Here is a 21,070-nt window from a genome sequence, read left to right as displayed (position 1 = left end):
GAGAGCTTGGCAATGGCCCACCCTGCAACCCGTCACAGCACGGACCAAATCTACAGCGTTCTGCGCGGCGATGTGATCAGCGGCGCGCTGAAACCGCGCGAATCGATGTCGGAGGCGCGGATGGCTTTGCGCTTCGGCGTCAGCCGCACACCTGTGCGCGAGGCGTTCAAGCGGCTGGTCGACGAGGGCTTCCTCGTCGCGGTGCCACAGGTCGGCACCTTCGTCGCACCGATCGACCTTGCCGCCGTCCGTGACAGCCAATTCATCCGCGAGACGCTGGAATGCCGCACCGTGGTGCTGGCGGCGCAGCGCATCGGCGATGCCGATTGCCGCCGGCTCGCCGCCCAGGTCGAGGAGCAGGCGGAAGCGGTCCGGCGCGGAGAGCGCTCCGAGATCTTCCGCCTCGACGAGGTGTTCCATGCCGAGATTTCGCGCATCGCCGGCCACCGTGCGGTCTGGAGCATGATCGAGAGCGTGAAGGCCCAGATGGACCGGGTGCGCTGCCTCTCGCTGGAGACGCCGTCCTGGTCCGAGGTGATCCTGAACGAGCACCGGATCATCGCGGCCTGCATCATGAAGCACGACGCCAAAGGCGCGGAAGCCGCGATGCGCGCGCATCTGCGCACCGTCTTCGCGACGATCGACACGATCGCGAAGGACCATGCGGACGCCTTCGACGATTCCCGCCTCACTCCCGAAACCACCTGACGCCCGTTCGCCGCGCAGCGACATTTCTCACAAGGATAACAACACCATGGAACAATGCTGGCGCTGGTTCGGGCCGGATGATGTCGTGACTCTGGCGCAGGCCCGGCAGGCCGGCGCGACCGGCATCGTCAACTCGCTGCACCAGATCCCCTATGGCGTGGTCTGGAGTGTCGAGGAGATCGAGAAGCGCCAGGCCATCGTCCGCGCCGACAAGAGCCTCGGCCTCGAATGGAAGGTGGTCGAGAGCCTGCCGATCCATGAAAGCGTCAAGATCGGCGAAGGCGACCTCGAAACCGTCTTCGAGAACTACCGCCAATCGATGCGCAACCTCGCCGCCTGCGGGCTTGAGGTGATCTGCTACAATTTCATGCCGGTGCTGGACTGGACCCGCACGGAGCTCGCCCACAAATTGCCGGGCGGCGGCACGGCGCTACGCTTCAACCTGCACGAATATGTCGCGCTCGACCATTTCATGCTGAAGCGCAAAGGCGCCGACGAAGGGCACTCCGCCGAGGTGATGGACAAGGCCAGGGCCTGGTTCGAGAAATCCACGCAGGCCGATCGCGACCGTCTGCTCTCCAGCGTCATGGCCGGCCTGCCCGGCGCCTTCGACCGCTACGACCTGCCCGGCCTCGCCCGCATCCTCGATCGCTATGCCGGCATGACCCATGACAAGCTGCGCGCCAACCTGAAGCGCTTCCTGGAGGCGATCATCCCGACCGCCGAAGAGGTCGGCATCCGCATGTGCATCCATCCGGACGATCCGCCGCGCTCGCTCTTCGGCCTGCCGCGGATCTGCTCGACCGAGGACGACATCGCCTACATCCTCGGCTCGGTCGACTCGCCCGCGAACGGGCTGACGCTGTGCTCGGGCTCGCTCGGCGCCAACCCCAGGAACGACGTGCCCGGCATCGCCCGCCGCTTCGCCGACAAGATCTGGTTCGCGCATCTGCGCAACGTCGCAAAGGACCCGGACGGCTCCTTCATGGAGGCTGAGCATCTCGGCGGCGACACCGACATGGTCGCGCTGGTCGACGCGTTGATGGCCGAGGAGCAGCGCCGCAAGGCTGCCGGTCACCCGCACTGGCGGATTCCGATGCGGCCGGACCATGGCCATGAATTGCTCGACGATGTCGGCAAGGGCAGCTTCCCGGGCTATCCCGCCGTCGGGCGCCTGCGCGGCCTTGCGGAGCTGCGTGGCGTGATGATCGCGCTGGCACAGGTCAAGGGCTACGCGGCCTGAAACGCGAAAGGCGGGCCTAAGGCCCGCCTTTGCAAGAGATCACAGTCGTCATTCTCGGGCGAAGCGAAGCGCAGACCCGAGAATCTTTGACAGGAAGGGCGCGTTCTCGTCCCGAGATACTCGGGTCAAGCCCGAGCATGACGCGCTGCATCCGCCTCAGTGATCGTGGGAATGGCCCTTGTGGCCGTGCGCGGCGCCATGGCCGTGGCCATGATCGTGATGACCGTGGCCGTGATGGTCATGGCCGCAGCCACAGCCGTCGCCATGCGCATGATCGTGCTTCTCAGCATGCTCGTGCTTGTGGCCATGCGCGTGATCATGGCCGTGGTGATCGTGATGATGCCCATGGCCGTGGTCATGACCATGATGATGATCGTGATGGTCGTGCCCGCAGCCGCAATCGTCGCCATGGGCGTGATGGTGGACTTCCGCTTCCGGCTGGAACGGACGCTCGACCACCGTCATCGAACAGCCCTGCCCGCGCACCAGTTCGCCAAGCGCAGCATCGTTCGGAATGTAAAGCGCGTCGGCCGTCATCTCGGCCGGGACGTGATGGCCGCCGAGATGCCAGGCGAGACGCACCAGCCGCAGCGGGTTCTCGGCGCGGATTTCCAGCAGGCTTTCCGGCGCGGCCTTGATCTGGACCAGCGTGCCGTCTTCCAGCTTCAGCGCGTCGCCGTCGTTCAGCACCGTCGCCTTGTCGAGCGAGATCGCGAGTTCCAGCCCGCCCGTGGCGCGAACGCTCACACCATTGATCGCGCGGTCGCGGTGGCCCAGCGGCAGCGTATCGACGACGCGCTCGGCCTTGACGGCGGCCTTGCGAAGGACGGAGGTGGCGCGAAGCATCGGTGGCGATCCCATGGCTTGAGGCTAAGGCACCACGCGCCCGAGCCCGGATCGCAGCTTAGTAGCACAAACCGACGGCCGTGCTACCAAGCTTGGATGTCACAGGGGCCTCAGCGCGGCAGCGCCTTGACCTCGGTGTCGAACTTCTTGAGCAGGCGCGAGCGCTCGGCCGGCGAGCCCCAGCGCGGCGTGTCGTAGTCGATCAGCTTCATCTCGGCGAATTTCGGCGCGTCCGGCGAGAGCAGCGAATTCTTGTTCGACGGGATCGAGTTGATCTTCAGCTTGGCATTGATGTTCTGGGCATCCGGCGAGAGCGTGAAATCGACGAACTTGCGCGCGGCCTCCGGGTTCTTGCCGCCCTTGATGATCGAGACCGAGCCGGTCTCGTAGCCGGTGCCCTCGCAGGGCGCGAAGGTCTCGATCGGGGCGCCCTGCAGCTTCTGCGTCAGCATGTCGTGGATGAAGGCGATGCCGACCGCCGTCTCGCCGAGCGCCGCGGCCTTGACCGGGGCGATGCCGGACTTGGTGTACTGGCTGATGTTCTTGTGCAGGGCCTTGAGGTACTCGAAGCCCTTCTCCTCGCCGAGGCGCTGCACTGTCGTCGCGAGGAAGACATAGGCCGTGCCGGACGAGCTGGGATCGGCGATCTGAACCTCGTCGCGCAGCTTGGGATCGAGCAGGTCGGCCCAGCATTTTGGCGCGGCGATGCCCTTCTTCTTCAGGACTTCGGTGTTGTAGCCGACGCCGAGCGCGCCGAGATAGATGCCGTTGGTGCGGAACTTCGACTGCTCGGCATGGCGCTGCGCCCAGTCATGCAGCTCCGGCAGCTTCGGCGACTTGTACTCGTCGAGCAGGCCTTCATCGGCCGCCTGGAGATGCGGCTCGCCCGGCCCGCCCCACCAGACGTCGCCGCGCGGGTTGCTCGCCTCGGCCTTGACCTGCGCATAGACCTCGCCGGTGCTCTTGCGAACCATCGAGACCTTGATACCGGTGGCCTTCTCGAACATCGCAGCACCCTCGCGGCACTGCTCCTCGAGGATCGAGCAATAGACTGTGACCTGGCCCTGGGCAAAGGCCGGGGCCGTGAAAGCCAGGCCGGCGATGAGCGCGCCAACCGGCGCGAAACGCGAAGAAACCATCATCATCCTCCCGATCGGATTCGTTTGCCGACGAAAAGACCGATGGGAGGATGGGGAGTCAAGCGAAGGGCGGCTAGGCTTCGCCGTCCGGCTTGTCGGGCGCGGGAGCGGCGAGCGCCTCGGCCGGCTTCGCGCGCTTCTTCTTGGCGACAGGCTTCTTGCGCCGCTTCGCCCGCGACTTCGGCAATTGCGCCTCCTGTAGCATCTCGAGCTGGACCTGCTGGATCTCGGCCAAGCGTTGCCATTGCCGGGTGACGAGATGGTCCATCTTCTCGTGCAGGTGGCGGATTTCGAGCTCGGCCTTGAGATTGACCTGATAGTCGTTGAGCGAACGCAGGCGATCCTTCGATTCCTGCCGCTTCTGGCTCATCATGATGATCGGCGCCTGCACCGCCGCGATGCAGGACAGCACGAGGTTCAGCAGGATGAAGGGATAGGGATCGAAGGCCTTGGCCTCGCCCATCAGGCCGTTGATCGCCATCCAGATGACCAGCACGAAGCCGAAGCTGATCAGGAAGGCCCAGGAGCCGCCGAAGCTCGCGAGATTGTCGGAGAAACGCTCGCCGAGCGTGCGGTGTTCCTCGAAATCATCCTCGGTATTCTCGGCGATGGTCTCCTGTCGGGCGATGCTCTCGGCGACCTCGCGGTCGAGGTCGGAGTATTCGCCATGCTCCTCGCGCAGGATCTCCTCGACATAGCGGGTGCGGTAGCGCGCGAGCTCCTTCAGGCTGATCAGCGCGTGATCGGGCATATCCGGGAAATCGTTGCGGATATGGTCGGCGAGCGCGGGGCGCAGCGTGCCGATCTCGATCAGGTTCCGGCGCGCCATCTCCTGCCCGCTGATGGCGCAGACACCGCGCTTCTTGCTGGCCGCACCGGCGAGACCCGCCGGATCGGCCAAGGTCGCGAGAGCGGCTGACGGCGCCTCCGCGACCCGCTCATCATCCTGTTCCTGTGTCATTCCCTGCCCGTCATTGCGTCTTAAGCCTTCCGTAGATTGCACCTGATCCCGGCGCCGATACCAGCACCCGAAAAAGCCCGGCCGATGGCAGCCTCCGAAACGAGATCGCCCGGCGAGGCGGCTGCCTCTCCGGGCTCATGATCGTCACGGGGCCGCACGCGGCCCGTTCAGGCGAGGCTTCAGCCTTTCGGCTTCTCGTCCTTGCCGGCCTCTTCGGAATCCTCGTCATCCTCTTCGGATTCGTCGGCTTCCTCGTCCTCGTCGCCCTCATCTTCCTCGTCCTCTTCGTCGAGGTCGAGATATTCGTAACCGAAGACGATCTCGCCGGTCTCCGGATCGAAGGCGCTGGCCGAAGCATCCTCGAAGGCCTCGATCAGCAATTCGGCATCCTCGGCCCCCTCGACATCGAAGCGGCGCACGGCCTCCTCGCCATCGGCCCTCAGGACGAGCTCGATCGCCCAGCCCTTGCCCGTGGTGTCATAGATGCATTTCAGACCCTGGATCGCCAGCATGATGCTCTCTCCTGAGCGCGGCAGCGCGCGCCGGGTCAGATGCCCGACGCGCGTGACGACTGCGCGACGCTGGAGAGACAGAGGCTAAACAGCGATCGACCGGCTAGCCGCCGGCCTGCGCGAGAAAACGCTCGACTTCGTCACGCTTCGGCGCCCCGCTGCGGCCACCGAAGCGGGTGCATTTGATCGCGGCCGCCGCCGAGGCGAAGCGGATCGCAGCCGGCTCGGCCTGCCCTTCGGCCAAGGCCAATGCGAAGGCGCCATGCCAGACATCGCCTGCGCCCAGCGTATCGACGGTATCGACGACGAAAGCCGGGCTGTGCCGGACATCGCCTTCATCGACGAAGAGCACACCTTCCTTGCCGAGCGTGACCGCGAGCCAGGTCGGGACGCCGGCCGCGACCTTGGCGAGGCCGGTGCGCGGATCCTCCTCGCCCGAAATCTCGCGCAGCGCCTGCTGGCTGAAGGCGACATGGCTCGCCGTGCCCACAAGATCGGGATGTGGCGGCCTGCGGTCGCCGTCGAGCACGCCGGGCACGCCTGCGGTGCGGGCGAGCTTCAGGGCGGCGAGCGCCCCCTCCCCCCAGCGCGTATCGGCAAGCACGGCGCCTGCGCCTTGCGGCAAGCTCGTGGGTAGCCAGGCGACATCCTCCGGCATGGCCGGATCGGAATAGGAGATCACCATGCGCTCGCCTTCCGCATCGACGAGAATCGCCGAGACGGGCGAGCGCAGGCCGGCGACGCGGCGGGCGAAGCCGGCATCGACGCCCTCCGATTCGAGATCGGCGACGATCTGGTCTCCGGTCAGGTCATCGGCAAGGCGCGTCGCCAGCCAGCAGGCGCCGCCAAGGCGGGCGATCGCGACAGAGGCATTGCCGGCGCAGCCGCCACCGACGACGGCGAGCCCGCGGGAGCGGTACTTCTCGCCGCGAGTCGGCATGGTCTCGACGCTGTAGACATAGTCCAGCGTGGCGATGCCCAGGCAGAAGACGCCGGCCAAGGCTTCACCAGCTCCCGGTGTTCTGCATGCTCGCCCACGGCTCGGCCGGGGCCTTCGGCTCGCCCTTCTGGAGCAGCTCGATCGAGATGTTGTCGGGCGAGCGGATGAAGGCCATGTTGCCGTCGCGCGGGGGACGGTTGATGGTGACGCCGGCCTTCATCAGCTTGTCGCAGGTCGCGTAGATGTCGTCGACCTCATAGGCGAGATGGCCGAAATTGCGGCCGCCGGTGTAGTTCTCCGGGTCCCAGTTATAGGTCAGTTCCAGCGTCGGGCGACCGCGCGAGGCGCCGGCCTTCGCCTCCGCCAGGTCGTCGGAAGCGGCGAGGAAGACCAGCGTGAAACGGCCCTTCTCGTTCTCGATGCGGCGGGTTTCGACCAGCCCGAACTTGTTGACGTAGAAATCGAGCGCCTGATCCAGATCGGTCACGCGCACCATGGTGTGGAGATATCGCATCGGTCTTCCTCGTTGTGTGGCGGCAGGGTTGATCCGTTTCCTAAATCAGGCAAGAGCATCGCCGTTCCAAGCCATCTGAACAGGACGCGCCATGACGACAACGCAAGACGGGCCGGCGACGGCACCGGCCGTGCGCGCCACGCCCGCCCAGATCGCGCAGATCAAGCAGCGCGCCGCGATCATCTCGGTGATGGCGACGATCCTGCTCACCGCGGCGAAGATCGTCGGCGCCATCATCTCCGGCTCGCTCGCCCTGCTCACCGACGCCCTGCAGGGGCTGGTCGATGTCGGCTCGACGCTGTTCACCTGGTTCGCCGTCCGCGCTTCCGACAAGCCGGCCGATGACGAGCATCATTACGGCCATGGCAAGGTCGAGGCGCTGGCGGCGCTGGTCGAGACGGCGATCCTGTTCACGCTCGCCGGCGCGATCCTCTGGGAGGCCGGCAACCGGCTCTGGACCAATGTCATCGAACACGTCCAGGTGACGCCGCTCGTCATCGGCGTGCTCGTGCTCTCGATGATCGTCGACGCGATCCGCTGGCGTTCGCTGACCAAGGTCGCCAAGGAGACCGGCAGCGAGGCGCTGGCCGGCGAAGCCACCCATTTCTCGGCGGATTTCGTTGGCTCCGGGCTGGTGCTCGTCGGCCTCATCGGTGTCTGGTACGGCATCGAGCGCGCCGACACCGCCGCAGCCTTCGCGATCGCCGCCTATACCGCCTTCTCGGCCTATCGCCTCGCGCGGCGCGTCCTCGCCACACTCATGGATACAGCTCCCGAGGGGGTCAGCGAGAAGCTGCGCGAGGTTGCGCGCGGCGTGCCGGGCGTGGTCGGCGTCAACTGGCTGCGCGTGCGCCCGGCCGGGGGGCGCGTCCATGGCGAGATCGGCATCAGCGTCTCGCGGACGCTACCGCTCGACCGGGTCGTGGCGATCAAGGCCCAGCTTGGCGACGCCCTGCTCAAGGTCGAGCCCGGCGCCGAGATCACGATCACCGCCGACCCCGTGCAGGTCGATGACGAGACGGCGCTAGAGCGCGTGCTGCTGATCGCGCTCAAGCTCAAGATCCCGGTGCACCACGTCACCGTCCACTCGATCGGCGAGAAGCTCTCGGTCAGCCTCGACATGGAGGTCGACCAGAGCCTGCCGCTCGGCGAGGCGCATGAGATCGCGACGCGGCTGGAAAGCGCGATCCGCGCCGAATTCGGCGGCGAGACCGAGGTCGAGACCCATATCGAGCCGATGGAGACCGGGCAGCCTTCCGGCCACAACGCCGCCTGGGAAACCGTCGAGGATATCGGCAAGGCGCTTGCGGGCGAGGCCGCGAAAGTCGCCGGGCCGATCCATGACATCCACAGCGTGCGCGTGCGCCAGACCGCCAAGGGGCTGGTGGTGAACTACCATTGCCGCGTCGATCCGACGCTGGACGTCGCCGCCGTGCATCATGCTGTCGATGCGATCGAGCGTGCCGTGCGCCTCGCCCGGCCGCAGGTCTGCCGGCTGGTGAGCCATGCGGAGCCGGCGGTTCCGGCCGGTTCCTGACGCGCCCCAGCCGTCATTCTCGGGCGGAGCGAAGCGCAGACCCGAGAATCTCTTTCCAGAGGAGGCTCCGAGCCTCCTTGTCATGAGATGCTCGGGTCAAGCCCGAGCATGACGGCCCGTTTTCCGCCATGACGGCGCGTTTCCCTCCCGCGCCGGCATGCTCTAGAACCGCCCCCTGACTCTCGCCATCAGGGATTCCATGCGTACCGAAGACGCCCCGCTGATCCGCCTCGAGGATTACCGCCCCAGCGACTGGCTGATCGACACCGTCGATCTCGACGTCGGCCTGCATCCGCAGAAGACGCGGGTGCGCGCGCTCCTGGCGCTCAGGCCCAATCCGGAAGGACAGCCCGGTGCGCCGCTGAAGCTCGACGGCGACGAGTTGGTGCTGAAATCGCTGGCCATCGACGGCAAGCCGCTCGATACGTCCGCCTATACGGTGACGCCGCAGGCGCTGACGATCCCGAACCCGCCACCGCATGACTTCACGCTGACGATCGAGACCGAGCTCGACCCCTCCGCCAATACCAAGCTGATGGGGCTCTACCGCTCCTCCAAGGTCTATTGCACGCAGTGCGAGGCGGACGGCTTCCGCCGCATCACCTATTTCCTCGACCGGCCGGACGTGATGAGCGTCTACACGGTCAGGCTGGAAGCGGCGAAAGCCGAAGCGCCGGTGCTGCTCTCCAACGGCAATCTCGTCGCGGCGGCGGAACTGCCCGGCGGCGACCGGCATTTCGCCGTCTGGCACGATCCGCACCCCAAGCCCGCCTATCTCTTCGCGCTGGTCGGCGGGGCGCTCGACCATGTCCGTCAGGATTACGTCACCGCCGACGGCCACAGGGTCGAGCTCGCCGTCTATGTCGAGCCCGGCAAGGCCGAGCGCGCCGGCTGGGCGCTGGATTCACTGGTGCGCTGCATGCGCTGGGACGAGCAGGTCTTCGGCCGCAACTATGATCTCGACGTGTTCAACGTCGTCGCCGTGTCCGACTTCAACATGGGCGCGATGGAGAACAAGGGCCTCAACATCTTCAACGACAAATACGTCCTGGCCGATCCGCAGACCGCGACGGACGGCGACTACGCCTCGATCGAAGCGATCATCGCGCATGAGTATTTCCACAACTGGACCGGCAACCGCATCACCTGCCGTGACTGGTTCCAGCTCTGCCTGAAGGAGGGCCTGACCGTCTTCCGCGACCAGGAATTCTCCGCCGACGAGCGCTCGCGCCCCGTGAAGCGCATCGCCGATGTCCGCACCCTGCGCTCGACCCAGTTCTCGGAGGATGCCGGCCCCCTCGCCCATCCGGTGCGGCCGCGCGCCTACAAGGAAATCAACAACTTCTACACGCCGACGGTCTACGAGAAGGGCGCGGAAGTCATCCGCATGCTCAAGGTCCTGATCGGCGACGACGCCTTCAAGCGCGGCATGGACCTTTATTTCGAGCGCTGCGACGGCACCGCCGCGACGATCGAGGAATTCCTCGCCTGCTTCACTGAGGCCTCCGGCCAGAACCTCGACCATTTCGCCCGCTGGTACGAGCAGGCGGGCACGCCGACCATCGTGGCGTCGGGCCGGTATGATGCGGCGGCGAAGCGCTACACGCTCGATCTGGCGCAAAGCACACCGCCCACGCCGGGCCAGCCCGAAAAGCAGCCGGTCGTTCTCCCGATCAAGCTCGGCCTCGTCGGCGCGAAGGGCGACCTGCCGCTGAAGACCGCCTCGAACGCCTATGCCGGCGACGGTCTCGTCGTGCTCGACCAGCCGTCGCTGTCCGTCACCTTCGATGATGTCGCGGAGGCGCCGATCCCCTCGCTGATGCGCGGTTTTTCCGCCCCGGCGCGGCTCGACCTCGATCTGTCGGATGCCGACTTGCTGCGGCTGTTTTCGGCGGACAGCGATTCCTTCAATCGCTGGCAATCGCTCCAGAGCGTCGCGACCCGCGTGCTCGTGGCCGCCGGCAAGCCTGGCGCCGATGCGGGAGTTCTGACGGCGACCGCCGGCAAGCTCGGCGAGGCATTGCAGGTCTTCCTCAAGAGCGATGCGCTGTCCGACCCCGCCTTCGCGGCGCAGGTGCTACGCCTGCCGGCGCCGGCCGATATCGCCCGCGAGATCGGCGGGGATGTCGATCCCGACGCGATCTTCGCGGCCCACCGCAAACTATCGAGCGCGATCGGCAAGGCGCTGCTCGGTGACCTGCCGGGCCTGCGCGGGGCTTTGGCGGCGAGCGGCACCTTCCGTCCTGATGCCGCCTCCGCCGGACGGCGGGCGCTACGCAACGAATTGCTCGGGCTGGCGGCATTGGCCGCCCCGACTGACGCCGCCGACCTCTGCGAAGAGCAGTTCGCCGGCGGAGACAACCTGACCGATCGCCTCGCCGCGCTGGCAGCCATGACACTGATCCCCGGCGAGCGGCGCGAAGCCCTGATCGGGCGCTTCGCCGAGACCTATGCGGGCGAGCCGCTGGTGCTCGACAAATGGCTGATGGCGCAGGCGCTGATCGCCGAGCCCGGCACGCTGGAGCGGGTCAAGACGCTGATGCAGCACCCGGCCTTCTCGCTCGGCAATCCGAACCGCGTACGGGCGCTGATCGGCGGCTTCGCAGCCAATCTCACCCAGTTCAACCGGGCAGATGGCGCGGGCTACGAGTTCGTCGCCGATATCGTCGTGGCGCTCGACAAGACCAACCCGCAGGTCGCCTCACGGCTGCTCGGCTCGTTCAAGAGCTGGCGCATGCTGGAGCCCGGTCGCAAGGGCCTTGCACAGGAGGCCTTGAGCACCGTGGCGCGGCTGCCGAACCTATCGCGAGACGTCGCCGACATCGCCGAAAGAGCGCTCGCCTGAGCGCTCTCCGGAATGGTTAATGCCGACCTGTCCAAAACATTAACGTTTCATTACCCGCGCAGGATTCATCGCCATAAGCACTACAACCTAAAGGGGAATTCGACACTCCTGACTCAACTCAGGGCTAGACAAACCGAGTCGTCCGGATTCAACTGACAGTGATTCGTGGGGATGCGGCACGTCTCCCGATCTTACTGACGGTAAAGTTCCGAAGGGGGACCGGGCATGTCGCGTGCCAACGCGGGCTGCGCACCTGTGCGCGCCGATACGATTCTGGGTGTAGCACGCTCGCTGACGCACCCGTTGTATCATCGCTTCGAAAGTTTCGAGCCCACCTTCCGCACCGCCATCCCGGCGCTCGTCGGGCTGTTCCTCGTCATCCTCGGTGCCGGGGCGTTGTTCCAGACTTCGGCCATGCGCGATGACGCCCTCGTCGACGCGACCGGCGACATGGATCTGGTCTCGGCGCTGGTCGCCCGCGAGCTCGATGCCGCGACGCTGACCGGCAAGGAGCCGGCCGCCGTGCTCGCCGCCCTCACGGCCCGCCACCTCGCCGCCCATGGCCGTATCGTCCATGTCAGCGGCGCCGATGGCCGTATCATCGCCAGCGAGCCGGCCATCGGCCAGACCCAGCGCACGCTGGTCGACTTCCTCGGCCCGACCCAGCCATTGACCATCTTCGGCGACCGCGCCGGTGTGATGCGCATCACCTTGCCGAACGGCGTCGATGTCCTCGCCAGCGTGCGCAACCTCTCCTCCCCGCTCGGACAGGTCGCCGTGCTGCAGCCGGTCTCCCGCGCTCTCTCGACCTGGCAGCTGCGCCGCTCCGGCCTGATCCTGCTGTTCGGCGCCGCCGGGCTCGTCCTCGGCGTCACCACGCTCGCGTTCATGCTCCAGTCGAAGCGGGCGAGTGCCGCCGACCAGGATTGCGACTGCGTCCGCGAGCGCATCGATACCGCGCTCAACCGCGGCCATTGCGGCCTCTGGGACTGGGACCTCGCCCGCGGCCGAATCTACTGGTCGGATTCGATGTATGCCCTGCTCGGCTATGACCGTACCGGCGAGTACATGTCCTTCGGCGAGGTCTCGAGCTTCATCAACCAGGAGGATGTCGACCTCTATGCGTTGGCCGATGCGATCAGCCGCGGCGAGGCCGACCATCTCGACCGCGAGTTCCGCGTCCGCTCCGCCGCTGGCGAATGGATCTGGCTCAAGGCCCGCGCCGAGCTGGTGATCGACCGCCGCACCCGCTCGCGCCACCTCGTCGGCATCGTCGTCGACATCTCCGAGCAGCGCCGCATGGCCGAGCGCACCGCCACCGCCGACGCCCGCCTGCGCGACGCCGTCGAGGCGATCTCGGAAGCCTTCGTGCTCTGGGATGCCGATAACCGCCTCGTGCTCTGCAACGCCAAGTACCAGCAGCTTCACCAGCTCCCGCCCGAGGCCCTGCAATCCGGCGCCTCCTATGACGAGATCATGGAGCGCTCCGCCCAGCCGCAGATCGACCGCGAGCCGATGCGCGTGCAACGCGGCAATGCCGGCGCCTCCTACGAGGCCCGCCTGTCGGACGGCCGCTGGCTCCAGATCAACGGCCGCCGCACCAAGGATGGCGGCTCGGTCTCGGTCGGCACCGACATCACCAAGCTCAAGCAGCAGGAAGAGCGGCTGACGCAGTCCGAGCACCAGCTCCTGATGCATGTCACCGATCTCAAGGCCTCGCGCCAGAAACTCGAAGCCCAGGCCCAGCAGCTCGCCGATCTGGCCGAGCGCTATCTCGAGCAGAAGGCCTCCGCCGAAAGCGCCAACCGCGCCAAGTCCGAGTTCCTCGCCAATATGAGCCATGAGCTGCGCACGCCGCTCAACGCGATCATCGGCTTCTCCGAGATCATGGAGAACGGCATGTTCGGCCCGCTCGGCGAGAAATACACCGACTATGTCCGCGATATCCGCTCCAGCGGCGGCTACCTCCTGAGCATCATCGACGACATCCTCGACATGTCGCGCATCGAATCCGGCCGGATGCGGCTGGAGAAGACCGAGATCGCGCTCGGCCCGGTGCTCGACCAGGCGCTGCAGAAGGTCCAGCCGGAGGTGGAGCGCAAGCAGCTCGTGCTGGCCATCGAAGGCCCGCTCGACACCCATCTCGAAGCCGACCCGCACGCGCTCTACCAGATCCTCGGCAACCTGCTCGACAACGCCGCCAAGTTCACGCCGGAAGGCGGGCGGATCGCGGTCCGCACCCGCCATGTCCCCGGCGCGCTCAACATCTTCATCGAGGATACCGGCATCGGTATCCCCAAGGAGAAGATCGACCGTGTCGGCCGCCCGTTCGAGCAGGTCGAGGGCGATCTGGTCCGCAGCTACAAGGGCTCGGGGCTCGGCCTCGCCATCGCCCGCTCGCTCACCGAGATGCATGGCGGCTCGCTCCGCCTGCGCTCGGCGATGGGCGCCGGCACCATCGTCATGGTCCACCTGCCGCTTGACGGCGGCGCCAATCGCGTCACCGCGCAGGCGGCGTGAGGCTCCGGCCTCCACCGCCTCGTCATGCTCGGGCCTGACCCGAGCATCTCCTCCCGGAAGAGGCTCCGGCGCTCTCTCGTCCTAAGATTCTCGGGTCAAGCCCGAGAATGACGCCTAACTCCCCTTCCGCGCTTCGCCCAGCACGCGCGTGAAGATCGCCCTCACCGCTCCCCGGACCTCGTCGAGCTCCGCCTTCAGCACCTTCGCATCCGGACGGCCGACCGCCGTCGCGATCCGGCGCAGCACCCGGGGCGGCACGGCCTTGGGATCGAAGGCCTCCTCGACCGTGAAGCGCTGCCAGAGCTGGACGTCGCCGATCAGGCGATGCGCCTCGAGCAGGACCGAGGCATCTCCATCCGAGAGCAGGCCGGCAGCCTTGGCCGCGGCGAAGACCGAGGCCGTGTCGTTGACGATCAGGCCGGGGTTCTCGCTGGCATAAGCCAGCACGAGGAACTGGGCGAGGAAATCGAGATCGGTGATGCCGCCGGCGGCGAGCTTCAGGTCCCAGGGGTCCTTCTCGCCCTTCTCCTTGGCGATGAGCGCGCGCATCTCGGCGACGGCCGCCGCGACCTTGGCGGGCTCGCGCTTGCGCGAGAGGATTGCGCGGATCGAGGCCTCGGCCCGCTTCGCCAGGCCTGCATCGCCAGCGACGACGCGGGCGCGGGTCAGCGCCATCTCCTCCCAGATCTCGGCCTCGCCGGAATGATAGGCCTCGAAGCCGGCGAACTGGGTCGCGGCCGGGCTCTTGTTGCCGGTCGGGCGCAGGCGCATGTCGATCTGATAGAGCGTGCCGCGCCGCGTCGGCACGGTCAGCGCCGCGACGAGGCGCTGGGTGAAGCGGACATGCCAGGTGACGGGATCGAGGCTCTTGGGGCCATCGCTCGATCCTGCCTCCTCCGGTCGGTCATAGAGCAGGATCAGGTCGAGATCGGATGAGGGCGTCAGCTCGCCCGCGCCGAGCCGGCCGAGGCCGAGCACCACCGTCTCCGCGCCCTCGATGGTTCCGTGATCCTCGATGAAGGACCGGCGCGTATCGGCAAAGGCGACGCGCAGGCAGGCTTCCGCCACCGCGCAATAGGCCTGCCCTGCCCCTTGCGCCGGATAGACGCCGGAGAGCAGGCGGGCGCCGACCAGGAAATTCTCCTGCCGGGCCGCATCGCGCAGACGGTCGAGCCCATCCTCGACGCTGGGCGGCGGGGAACCGACATAGTTGCGGATGCGGCGTTCCAGCGCTTCGACATCGAGCACCGCCTGCCCGAAGGCGGGGTCGATGACGCCATCGAGCACATGCGGATGCAACGCCGCGACCTTGGCGAGACGCGGCGCGCTGCCGAGAATCTCGGCGAAGAGTGTCAGCAGGGAATCGTGAGAGCGCAGCAGCGTCAGCAGTTCGACCGCGGCCGGCATGCGAACGAAGGCGTTGTCGAGATGGGCGAGCGCGCCATCGGGATCGGCGGTGCGGCCGAGCGCGACGAGCAGTGCCGGCGTCAACTCCGTCAGCACCTCGCGGGCACGGGCGCTGGTCACGGCGGCGCGGCGGCCGAAATGCCAGCCGCGCACGGTCTCCGCGGCGAGCGCGCCGTCGCGGAAGCCGAGCTTGCCCAGCGTTTCGATCGTCTCGGGATCGGCTTCCGAGCCGGTGAAGCTCAGCGTCCCCGCTTCGGAGGCGAGGCTCGGCCCTTCCTCGAACAGCAAGGCGTAGTGCCCTTCGACGCGCCTCGCATGGGCCGTCAATGCCTTGCCGAAAGCGGCCGTCGAGGGATAGCCGCAGAAGCGGGAGAAGGCTTCGAGCTCGCCTGCCGCCTTGGGCAGGGTCTGTGTCTGCTCGTCTGCCTGCATCTGCAGCCGATGCTCGATGGTGCGCAGCCAGCGATAGGATTCGGAGAGTTCGTCGCGGGCCTGCGGGGTGATCCAGCCTTCGGTCGTCAATTCGCCGAGCATCTCCAGCGTGCGCGGGCCGCGCAAAGCCGGGCGGCGGCCGCCGAAGACGAGCTGCTGGGTCTGGACGAAGAACTCGATCTCGCGGATGCCGCCGCGGCCGAGCTTCACGTTATGGCCGGCGACCGCGATGGTCTCGTGGCCCTTCACGGTCTGGATCTGGCGCTTCATCGCGTGGATATCGGCGATGGTCGCGAAGTCGAAATACTTGCGCCAGATGAAGGGTGCGAGGTCCTTCAGGAAGCGCCGGCCGAGCTCGATATCGCCCGCAATCGGCCGCGCCTTGATCATGGCGGCGCGTTCCCAGTTCTGGCCGACCGTCTCGTAATAGGAATAGGCCGAGGGCAGCGAGACCGCGACATGGGTCGAGGCGGGGTCCGGCCGCAGGCGCAGATCGACGCGGAACACATAGCCGTCGGGCGTGCGCTCCTGGATGATGCGCGCGATCTGCTGGGTCAGCTTGACGAAGAAGCTCGTGGGCTCGCCGACGCCGGCCGCTTCCGCGGCCTCAGGGTCGAAGAAGACGACGATGTCGATATCGGAGGAATAGTTCAGCTCGCCGGCACCGTGCTTGCCGAGCGCCAGCACGACGAGGCCAGAGCCGAGACCCGGATTGGCGGGATCGGCGAGATTGATCCGGCCGAGATCGGCCGCCTGGCGCAGGACATGATTGGTCGCGAGCTGCGTCGCCGTATCGGCAGTCGCGGTAAGAGCGGCCGTCACGGTCTCGACATCCCAGGCGCCGCCGATATCGGCCAACGCGATCAGGAGCGCCATCGAGCGGCGGAAGCGGCGCAGTTCCCGCATCAGGTCCGCGGTTTCGCAGCCAGCAGCAGCAAAGGCCGCGATGCCGCCGAGCAGCGTGTCGCGACGGGCTTCCGGCGCTTCCGTCAAGGCGGCAAGCAGCCCGGCCGGATCGAACCGCATGATCTGCGTCAGGAAGGGCGAATGGGCGAGGATGCCGGCAACGAGCGCCGCGCTGCGCGGATGCTCCGCCAGATGCGCGCTCAGCGCCCCGGCCGCTTCCTCGTCATGGAGCCGCTCGATCAGCTCGCGCTTCAGCAGCGCCTCGGCCTTGGCCTTCGCCGGCAGGACCGGCGCAGCCTCGAGCCTGTCACAGAGCCGTTCCGCCATTGTTCATCGTCCTGCCTTAGTGGGTGGGCAGGCCAGCAGGGTTTGGCGCCGCTGTCGAGGCGGCTGGCTCCGAGAGGGCCGGCGTGTCCACAGGCTTCGGACTGCCGGCCGGCAGGAGGATGACGACGCGCAGGCCCGGCGCATTGTCCTCCAGCCTGATCTGGCCGCCATGGAGCCGCACCACGCCGGCTGCCAGCGAGAGGCCGAGGCCGAAGCCCGGCTTACTGCGGCTGGCGTCGAGACGCACGAAACGATCGAGCACGCGGCCGCGATCGGCCTCCGGGATGCCGGGGCCGCGATCGGCGACAGAAAGCTCGACCTGATCGCCGATCTGCCGGGCCGAGACCGTAACCGTGCCGTCGCCGCCCAGCTCCGGTGCGCCGTATTTCAGGGCGTTGTCGATCAGGTTGTTCAGGGCCTGCCCGATCAGCTCGCGGTTGCCATGCACCTTCAGGCCCGGCTCGACCGCGCAGGCGAGCGACAGGCCTGCTTCCTCGGCGAGGGGCTCGTAGAGCTCGGCGAGGCCTGAGACCACTTCGGACAGGTCGAGTTCGCTGATGTTCTCGCTGATGCGGCCGGCCTCCAGCCGCGCGATCATCAGGAGCGCGTTGAAGACGCGGATCAGGTTGTCCGCCTCCTCGATCGCGCCGTCGAGCGCGGCCCGCAATTCATCCGGCGATTTGGCCGTGCGCAGCGCCTCCTCGGCGCGGTTGCGCAGGCGTGTCAGCGGCGTCTTCAGGTCATGGGCGATGTTGTCGGTGACCTGCTGCATGCCGGCCATCAACTCGCCGATGCGGTCGAGCATGGCGTTGAGGTTGAGCGCCAGCCGGTCGAGCTCGTCGCCCGTGCCGGTGATGGCGAGCCTGCCCTTCAGGTCGCCCGCCATGATGCCATGCGCGGTCTCGGTCATGCCGTCGATGCGCTTCAGCACGCGGCGCGCCACGAACCAGCTGGCGAAGCAGCCGAGGACGAAGACCAAGGCCAGCGACCAGCCGGCGGCACGGCGGATAACGATGCCGAGCCGGTCACGCTCCTCGAGGTCGCGGCCGACGAGAAGGCGAAAGCCGGCCGGCAGCATGTAGACCCGCACGAGCGCGCGGCTCGGCGTATCAACGGCCTCGCTGGAGCGGGCATATTCGATCTCGCTCTCGCCGGTGCGGTCGAGCGTGCCGGGCGGGATCGCCTCGACATTGCCGGCGATGCGCTCGCCGACCGGCGTGGTGACGAGATAGAGCGAGGCGCCCGGCGCCCGCGAGCGGCGCTCGATGATGTTGACGAGACGGCGGATGCCGCCCTGGCGCTGCTGCTCGGCCAGTCCCTGGATCTCGGCATCGATGGTCGAGCGGATCTGGTCGGTCAGCAGGCGCTGCGCGTTCCAGGCGACATAGCCGAGTGCGAACGCCGCAAAGAGCGCGAAGATGACGAGATAGGCGGCCGTCAGCTTGAAGGCGGTCGTGCGGAACAGCGTCGGCAGGAAGCGCTGGCGCTTATGCGGGGAGGCGTCAGCGCGCGCTATCACGGACCATGTATCCGGCGCCGCGGATGGTGTGGATCATCGGCTGCTCGAAGCCCTTGTCGACCTTGGCGCGCAGGCGGCTGACATGCACGTCGATGACATTGGTCTGGGGATCGAAGTGATAATCCCAGACATTCTCCAGCAGCATGGTGCGGGTCACGACCTGGCCGGCATGCTTCATCAAGTATTCGAGCAACCTGAATTCGCGCGGCTGCAGCACGATCTCCTGGCTCTCGCGGGTGACGCGATGGGCGAGCCGGTCGAGCACCAGTTCACCGACGCGGTAGGTCGTCGGCTCCGAGGCGGGCGCACTGCGCCGGCGGGCCAGCACCTCGACACGGGCCAGAAGCTCCGAGAAGGCATAGGGCTTGGGGAGATAATCGTCGCCGCCGGCACGCAGGCCCTTCACCCGGTCATCGACCTGGGCGAGCGCCGAGAGGATCAGCGCGGGGGTGTCGTCCTTCTGCTCGCGCAGCGAGCGGATCAGGGAGAGCCCGTCGAGGCGCGGCAGCATCCGGTCGATGACCAGCACGTCATAACCGCCGCCCTCGGCCATGGCATAGCCTTCCAGCCCGTCCGCGGCATGGTCGGCAACATGGCCGACCTCACGGAACGCCTTGGTCAGGTAGGCCGCAGCCTCGGCATCATCTTCGACGATCAGGAGTCGCATGGATCAACCCTAGCCTATCAAACGCGAGAACGGCAGGCCGGATGATACGCATCCGGCCTGCCGCCGCGACGGCAAGGTCCCTCGGCTGGGGCGACAGGAAACCGAAGGGACCCTGCTCAGCATCGGACCGGAAAGCAGGGCAGCTTTCCGGGGAAGCCCGATGCACTTCCGGTTCAGGCCGCCGGCTGGCGGCCGACCTCGAAGGTCACGTCCCGCGACTTGCCTTCGCGGAAGAGCGTGATCGTGGCCTTGGCGCCCGGCGCGAAGGTCGCGATCTTGCGCGACAGCTCGCGAGCGTCCTTGATCGCCTCGCCGTTCACAGCGGTGATGGTGTCGCCGCGGCGGATGCCGGCCTTGGCGGCAGGGCCGTTGCCCTGCGCCTCGGCGACGAGCGCGCCCTTGGCGTCCTTCAGGCCGATGGCGTCGGCCATCTCGGTCGTGACCGGCTGGATCTGCACGCCGATGAAGCCGCGCGCCACCGTGCCGTCCTTCTTCAGCGATTCCACGACCTGCTTGACGGTGGAGGCCGGGATCGCAAAGGCGATGCCGACATTGCCACCGGAAGGCGAGAAGATCGCGGTGTTGACGCCGACGACCTCACCCTTCTGGTTGAAGGTCGGGCCACCCGAGTTGCCGCGATTGATCGGCGCGTCGATCTGGATGAAATCGTCATAGGGACCCGAGCCGATATCGCGGCCCTGCGCCGAGACGATGCCGGCCGTGACCGTGCCGCCGAGGCCGAACGGATTGCCGATCGCCAGCACCCAGTCACCGATGCGCGCCTTGCCGTCGGCAAGCTGCACGAAGGCGTAGTCGCCGGCATCCTTGACCTTCAGCAGGGCCAGGTCGGTGCGCGGGTCGGTGCCGACCACCTTGGCATCCAGCGTCTTGCCGGAGTCGGTGACGAGCTGGACCTCGACGGCGTTCTCGACGACGTGGTTGTTGGTCACGACGTAGCCATCCTGGCTGACGAAGAAGCCCGAGCCCTGGGCCATGCCCTGGCGCGGCTGCGGCTTGCTCGGAGCAGCGCCCTCGCCGCGCTCACGGAAGAAGCGGCGCAGCTGCGGCGGCAGGTCATCGAGATTCTGCTCGTCGCCGGCAGCAGCGGCCTGTGTCTTGACGCGGACCGAGACGACGGCCGGCTTCACCTTCTCGACGAGGTCGGCGAAGGAGGGCAGCGACGTCTGCGCGCCCGAGAGCTGGATCGGCTGCGCGATGGCATTGTGGTTCTGCATCAGGGCGCTGTCGGCGATGCCTGCGGCGAGGCCGATGCCAAGGATGGCGGTGCCGGCGAGAAGCGCGCCGCGCTTCAGGATGGACTTACGGGTGTCGTTCTGTGTCGTCATGATTTGAACCTCGTGGAGCCACAGGGCTCTTTCCCCTGCTCTTGACGAGGACCATGATGCCCGCCGCCTTACGCGGCTTTGGCCTGAAGATGACGCTTTCGTAAGGTTGCGGCGCGGGGCCGAGGCGTCATTCTCGGGCTTGACCCGAGAATCTCAGGCCGGAAGAGCATCGCAGCCTCCTTCGGCGAGAGATTCTCGGGTCAAGCCCGAGCAAGACGGTAGTGGCTAGCCCTGCTCGTCCCGGAGCAGCCTGTCGATGCGGCTGCGCTCCTCATCGGTCAGCGGCACGGTGGCAGCGACCTCCTCGCCGATCCGTTGCCGGCCGCGCCGCCAGACGAAGGCTATACCGGCAAGCAAGATGAGGAACGGCGCACCCCAGAGCAGCAGTGTCTGCGCGTTGAGCGGCGGGCGCAGCAGGACGAAATCGCCATAGCGGGCAACGACGAAATCGACCACGGCCTTGTCGTCGTCACCAGCGACGATGCGCTCCCGGACAAGGATGCGCAGGTCGCGGGCGAGCGGCGCGTCGGAATCGTCGATCGACTGGTTCTGGCAGACGAGGCAGCGCAGGCCGCCGGAGATGTTGCGCGCCCGCTGCTCCAGCGCCGCGTTGGGCAGGATCTCGTCAGGCTGCACGGCTTGCACCGCAGGCGCCGCCAGCAGCATCAGCCCGAAGATGAAAGCGATCCGCCGCATCGCCC

The 21,070-nt window shown here is 67.2% G+C and carries 16 protein-coding genes; 5 read left to right on the top strand and 11 right to left on the bottom strand.

Features of this window, described 5'->3' with window-relative positions; all coding sequences use genetic code 11:
* Nucleotides 1-12: 12 nt before the first annotated feature.
* Together AC07NY_RS15485 and uxuA are read left to right on the top strand one after the other, a co-directional pair.
* Nucleotides 13-708 carry a GntR family transcriptional regulator gene (locus AC07NY_RS15485; protein WP_494584563.1) on the top strand — a complete coding sequence of 232 codons (696 nt, stop codon included), beginning with the start codon at nt 13-15 and terminating at the stop codon, nt 706-708.
* Between the two features lie 46 nt (nt 709-754).
* The gene (uxuA, locus tag AC07NY_RS15480; protein WP_494584562.1) at nt 755-1,951 is read left to right on the top strand and encodes a mannonate dehydratase; all 1,197 of its coding nucleotides are present in this window, start codon (nt 755-757) and stop codon (nt 1,949-1,951) included.
* Nucleotides 1,952-2,107: 156 nt separating this feature from the next.
* Here the strand turns inward: uxuA and AC07NY_RS15475 are convergent, their stop codons facing one another.
* The 6 genes from AC07NY_RS15475 to AC07NY_RS15450 all read right to left on the bottom strand — a co-directional run bounded on the left by AC07NY_RS15475 (nt 2,108) and on the right by AC07NY_RS15450 (nt 6,863).
* Nucleotides 2,108-2,797: an urease accessory protein UreE gene (locus AC07NY_RS15475; protein ID WP_494584561.1), complete on the bottom strand. Its 690-nt coding sequence runs from the start codon at nt 2,795-2,797 to the stop codon at nt 2,108-2,110.
* A gap of 110 nt (nt 2,798-2,907) precedes the next feature.
* Entirely contained in the window at nt 2,908-3,936 is a 1,029-nt protein-coding gene (locus AC07NY_RS15470; protein WP_494584560.1) for an ABC transporter substrate-binding protein, read from the bottom strand.
* 73 nt (nt 3,937-4,009) lie between these two features.
* Entirely contained in the window at nt 4,010-4,897 is an 888-nt protein-coding gene (locus tag AC07NY_RS15465; protein WP_494584559.1) for a DUF1003 domain-containing protein, read from the bottom strand.
* Nucleotides 4,898-5,076: 179 nt separating this feature from the next.
* On the bottom strand, nt 5,077-5,409 hold the full coding sequence (locus AC07NY_RS15460) for a hypothetical protein (protein ID WP_492284010.1): 333 nt from the start codon (nt 5,407-5,409) through the stop codon (nt 5,077-5,079).
* A 103-nt stretch (nt 5,410-5,512) separates the two neighbouring features.
* Nucleotides 5,513-6,409: a PfkB family carbohydrate kinase gene (locus AC07NY_RS15455; protein ID WP_494584558.1), complete on the bottom strand. Its 897-nt coding sequence runs from the start codon at nt 6,407-6,409 to the stop codon at nt 5,513-5,515.
* 4 nt (nt 6,410-6,413) lie between these two features.
* Entirely contained in the window at nt 6,414-6,863 is a 450-nt protein-coding gene (locus AC07NY_RS15450; RefSeq protein ID WP_336810078.1) for a VOC family protein, read from the bottom strand.
* A 91-nt stretch (nt 6,864-6,954) separates the two neighbouring features.
* Here AC07NY_RS15450 and AC07NY_RS15445 point away from each other — a divergent pair, with 91 nt between their 5' ends.
* The 3 genes from AC07NY_RS15445 to AC07NY_RS15435 all read left to right on the top strand — a co-directional run bounded on the left by AC07NY_RS15445 (nt 6,955) and on the right by AC07NY_RS15435 (nt 13,765).
* A complete protein-coding gene (locus AC07NY_RS15445; RefSeq protein ID WP_494584557.1) occupies nt 6,955-8,400 on the top strand; it encodes a cation diffusion facilitator family transporter in 1,446 nt (481 codons plus the stop codon).
* 199 nt (nt 8,401-8,599) lie between these two features.
* Nucleotides 8,600-11,245 (top strand): aminopeptidase N, encoded by a 2,646-nt coding sequence (gene pepN, locus AC07NY_RS15440; protein WP_494584556.1) that lies wholly within the window; start codon nt 8,600-8,602, stop codon nt 11,243-11,245.
* A gap of 225 nt (nt 11,246-11,470) precedes the next feature.
* Nucleotides 11,471-13,765, top strand: a complete 2,295-nt coding sequence (locus tag AC07NY_RS15435) for a PAS domain-containing sensor histidine kinase (RefSeq protein WP_494584555.1) — start codon at nt 11,471-11,473, stop codon at nt 13,763-13,765.
* A 114-nt stretch (nt 13,766-13,879) separates the two neighbouring features.
* Here the strand turns inward: AC07NY_RS15435 and AC07NY_RS15430 are convergent, their stop codons facing one another.
* From AC07NY_RS15430 to AC07NY_RS15410, 5 genes are all read right to left on the bottom strand, one after another.
* Entirely contained in the window at nt 13,880-16,837 is a 2,958-nt protein-coding gene (locus AC07NY_RS15430) for a bifunctional [glutamine synthetase] adenylyltransferase/[glutamine synthetase]-adenylyl-L-tyrosine phosphorylase (protein WP_494584554.1), read from the bottom strand.
* A 16-nt stretch (nt 16,838-16,853) separates the two neighbouring features.
* On the bottom strand, nt 16,854-18,356 hold the full coding sequence (locus AC07NY_RS15425) for a sensor histidine kinase (protein ID WP_494584553.1): 1,503 nt from the start codon (nt 18,354-18,356) through the stop codon (nt 16,854-16,856).
* Entirely contained in the window at nt 18,340-19,023 is a 684-nt protein-coding gene (locus AC07NY_RS15420) for a winged helix-turn-helix domain-containing protein (protein ID WP_336809421.1), read from the bottom strand. Before AC07NY_RS15420 ends, AC07NY_RS15425 begins: the two co-directional genes overlap by 17 nt.
* Nucleotides 19,024-19,196: 173 nt before the next feature.
* Complete coding sequence (locus AC07NY_RS15415) at nt 19,197-20,369, bottom strand: trypsin-like peptidase domain-containing protein (RefSeq protein ID WP_494584552.1); 1,173 nt, start codon at nt 20,367-20,369, stop codon at nt 19,197-19,199.
* Between the two features lie 225 nt (nt 20,370-20,594).
* On the bottom strand, nt 20,595-21,065 hold the full coding sequence (locus tag AC07NY_RS15410) for a cytochrome c-type biogenesis protein (protein WP_494584551.1): 471 nt from the start codon (nt 21,063-21,065) through the stop codon (nt 20,595-20,597).
* Between the last annotated feature and the right edge of the window lie 5 nt (nt 21,066-21,070).

The sequence above is a fragment of the Allobosea sp. GW821-FHT09G06 genome, assembly GCF_059416005.1.
The sequence above is the reverse complement of the archived record's forward strand: the minus strand, read 5'-3'. Positions and strand labels throughout refer to the sequence as shown.

Coding starts and splice junctions, on each gene's coding strand:
- AC07NY_RS15485 (WP_494584563.1), top strand. CDS start 13: ATGGCCCACCCTGCAACCCGTCACAGCACGGACCAAATCTACAGCGTT.
- uxuA (WP_494584562.1), top strand. CDS start 755: ATGGAACAATGCTGGCGCTGGTTCGGGCCGGATGATGTCGTGACTCTG.
- AC07NY_RS15475 (WP_494584561.1), bottom strand. CDS start 2,797: ATGCTTCGCGCCACCTCCGTCCTTCGCAAGGCCGCCGTCAAGGCCGAG.
- AC07NY_RS15470 (WP_494584560.1), bottom strand. CDS start 3,936: ATGGTTTCTTCGCGTTTCGCGCCGGTTGGCGCGCTCATCGCCGGCCTG.
- AC07NY_RS15465 (WP_494584559.1), bottom strand. CDS start 4,897: ATGACACAGGAACAGGATGATGAGCGGGTCGCGGAGGCGCCGTCAGCC.
- AC07NY_RS15460 (WP_492284010.1), bottom strand. CDS start 5,409: ATGCTGGCGATCCAGGGTCTGAAATGCATCTATGACACCACGGGCAAG.
- AC07NY_RS15450 (WP_336810078.1), bottom strand. CDS start 6,863: ATGCGATATCTCCACACCATGGTGCGCGTGACCGATCTGGATCAGGCG.
- AC07NY_RS15445 (WP_494584557.1), top strand. CDS start 6,955: ATGACGACAACGCAAGACGGGCCGGCGACGGCACCGGCCGTGCGCGCC.
- pepN (WP_494584556.1), top strand. CDS start 8,600: ATGCGTACCGAAGACGCCCCGCTGATCCGCCTCGAGGATTACCGCCCC.
- AC07NY_RS15435 (WP_494584555.1), top strand. CDS start 11,471: ATGTCGCGTGCCAACGCGGGCTGCGCACCTGTGCGCGCCGATACGATT.
- AC07NY_RS15430 (WP_494584554.1), bottom strand. CDS start 16,837: ATGGCGGAACGGCTCTGTGACAGGCTCGAGGCTGCGCCGGTCCTGCCG.
- AC07NY_RS15420 (WP_336809421.1), bottom strand. CDS start 19,023: ATGCGACTCCTGATCGTCGAAGATGATGCCGAGGCTGCGGCCTACCTG.
- AC07NY_RS15415 (WP_494584552.1), bottom strand. CDS start 20,369: ATGACGACACAGAACGACACCCGTAAGTCCATCCTGAAGCGCGGCGCG.
- AC07NY_RS15410 (WP_494584551.1), bottom strand. CDS start 21,065: ATGCGGCGGATCGCTTTCATCTTCGGGCTGATGCTGCTGGCGGCGCCT.